The 2,127-nt window shown below is 69.4% G+C and carries 3 protein-coding genes; 2 read left to right on the forward strand and 1 reads right to left on the reverse strand.

Going from position 1 to position 2,127, the window contains the following annotated elements; all coding sequences use genetic code 11:
* Positions 1-124: 124 nt before the first annotated feature.
* A complete protein-coding gene (locus AOK23_RS38210; RefSeq protein WP_107102972.1) occupies positions 125-1,423 on the forward strand; it encodes a hypothetical protein in 1,299 nt (432 codons plus the stop codon).
* A 42-nt stretch (positions 1,424-1,465) separates the two neighbouring features.
* The gene (locus AOK23_RS38215) at positions 1,466-1,885 is read left to right on the forward strand and encodes an SHOCT domain-containing protein (protein WP_055717068.1); all 420 of its coding nucleotides are present in this window, start codon (positions 1,466-1,468) and stop codon (positions 1,883-1,885) included.
* 24 nt (positions 1,886-1,909) lie between these two features.
* On the opposite strand, the gene AOK23_RS38220 is transcribed toward AOK23_RS38215, so the two are convergent.
* Positions 1,910-2,127, reverse strand: a 218-nt coding sequence (locus AOK23_RS38220) for a hypothetical protein (protein WP_157878274.1), incomplete at its 5' end; no start/stop codon positions are given.

Here is a 2,127-nt window from a genome sequence, read left to right on the forward strand (position 1 = left end):
CCTGCCCCTGCCCCTGCCCCTGCACTCAGAGGAGTGCCCGTCCGCCAAGGGGAGTTCCATGGCTGCTTCCGGTGGCTCTTCATCGGCTTCCGAAGGTGCCGGCCGTCCGACCGGCGAACCTCCGTTGAGTGCTGCGGAACGTGACGAATACGAACGGCTGCGCAAGGCCGCCCACGGCCGCCACCGGGGTCTGCGGTACGCCGCCACCTCCGTACTGCTGCTCGTGGCCTTCCTGTTGGCGCCGCTCGCCGTGGTCGCCGCCTGGGTGGACTCCGAGGTGTCGGACACCGACCGGTACGTCCAGACCGTCGCCCCCATCGCGACGAAACCCTCCGTCCAGAACACCGTGACCGACCGGCTCACCAAGCGCGTGGTCGACAGCGTCGACGTCGCCGCCTTCACCGACGCCATCGGACGGACCCTGCAGAAAGAAGGGGCGCCGCCCCAGGTGGTCCAGGGCGCCGATGCGCTCACCGGACCGCTGAAGAGCGCGCTCAGCTCGGCTGTGCACTCCGTCGTGAACAGGGTGGTGACCAGCGACCAGTTCGCCGAGGTGTGGGACAACGCCAACCGGCGGGCCCACGCCGCCGTGGTCAAGGTCCTCACCGGCGAGGGCGACAGCGCGATCCAGGCCGGCACTGACAGCATCGACCTGAATATCGGCACCCTCATCGACGAGGTCAAGAAGGAGCTGGTGGGTGCGGGTTTCGATCAGGCGTCGAAGATCCCCGACGTCGACAAGAAGGTCACCCTGTTGAAGACCGACAAACTGAACGAAGCCCAGGACGCCATGCGCCTGCTGGACGTGGTCGGCACCTGGCTCCCCGTCCTGGTGCTCGTCCTGTCGGCGCTCGCCATATGGAGCGCGCCCAGACACCGCGTGGCGCTGATGGCGACGGCGATCGGCATCGGGATCATGATGATCGTGCTGCTCGTCGGCCTCGCCGTGATGCGGTCGGTCTATCTGGACTCCGTCCCGTCGAGCGCACTGCCGAGGAATGCCGCGGCCGACATCTACGACACCTTCATCCGCTTCCTCAAGAACAGCAACGTCACGGTCCTGGTCATCGCGGTGATCACGGCGTTGGCCGCGTACCTGTACGGCCCCTCGCGCCCTGCGCGGTGGGTCAGAGGGACGGCGGCGAAGGGGACCGGCGCCACCGGGCGGGCCATGGCGCGCCGCGGTCTGCGCACCGGCGACACCGGCCGCTGGCTGGCCGCCCACGTCAAGTGGACCACCGGTATCGCCATCGGCGGCGGCGCGCTCGCCCTGGTGCTGTGGAACTACCCCACCCCCGGCGCGGTGGCGCTCATCCTCGGCATCGTCGTCCTCGTACTGATCATCCTCGGCATGCTCGCGGCGGCCTCCGGCCCGGAGCGACACCCGCCCGCCGACGGCCGGTCGGCGCCGACCCCCGGCTGACGCCGGCCCTCCCGAAGGCGTACGCACACGACAGGAGAAACCATGGAAAGCACCGTGAACCTGGCCTACGACTTCCCCCTCCTGGGGGCCTTCTGGACGATCATGTGGATCTTCCTGTGGGTCATGTGGTTCTTCCTGCTGTTCCGCGTGGTCGTCGACATCTTCCGGGACGACGGGCTCGGCGGCTGGGCCAAGACGGGCTGGCTGGTCTTCGCGCTCGTCCTTCCGTTCCTGGGCGTCTTCGTCTACGTCATCGCCCGGGGCAAGGGCATGGGCCGGCGTGAGCAGGAGCACGTCCGGGCCAAGTTGCGGGAGACGGACCAGTACGTCCGCGAGACCGTCGGCACCGCCGGCCCCGCCGACGAGGCGGAGCAGCTCGCCAAGCTCTCCGAGATCCGGGCCAAGGGCGACATCACCGACGAGGAGTACCGCCGGGCCAAGGAGATGGTCCTCCACCACTGACCGCACGGCATGGGGGCGCCGCCCTCACGCCCCGCTGACGATCAGCAGACAGAGCACCGTCTGCGCGCACCACTGCAGGATCACGGCCCAGTACCTGGCGGAAGCCCACCGCGTGCGGGGCAGCGCGGCCGCCGTGAGGCCGAGTGCCACGGCACTCCAGAAGAGGGTGTGGAGCACACCGTCGGGGAGGGCCGAGCAGCCCTCCCCGTACATGAGGCAGCGGCCGGCCTGTTCGCCGAGGA

It is taken from the genome of Streptomyces torulosus (genome assembly GCF_001419765.1).
Lineage (GTDB): Bacteria > Actinomycetota > Actinomycetes > Streptomycetales > Streptomycetaceae > Streptomyces > Streptomyces torulosus.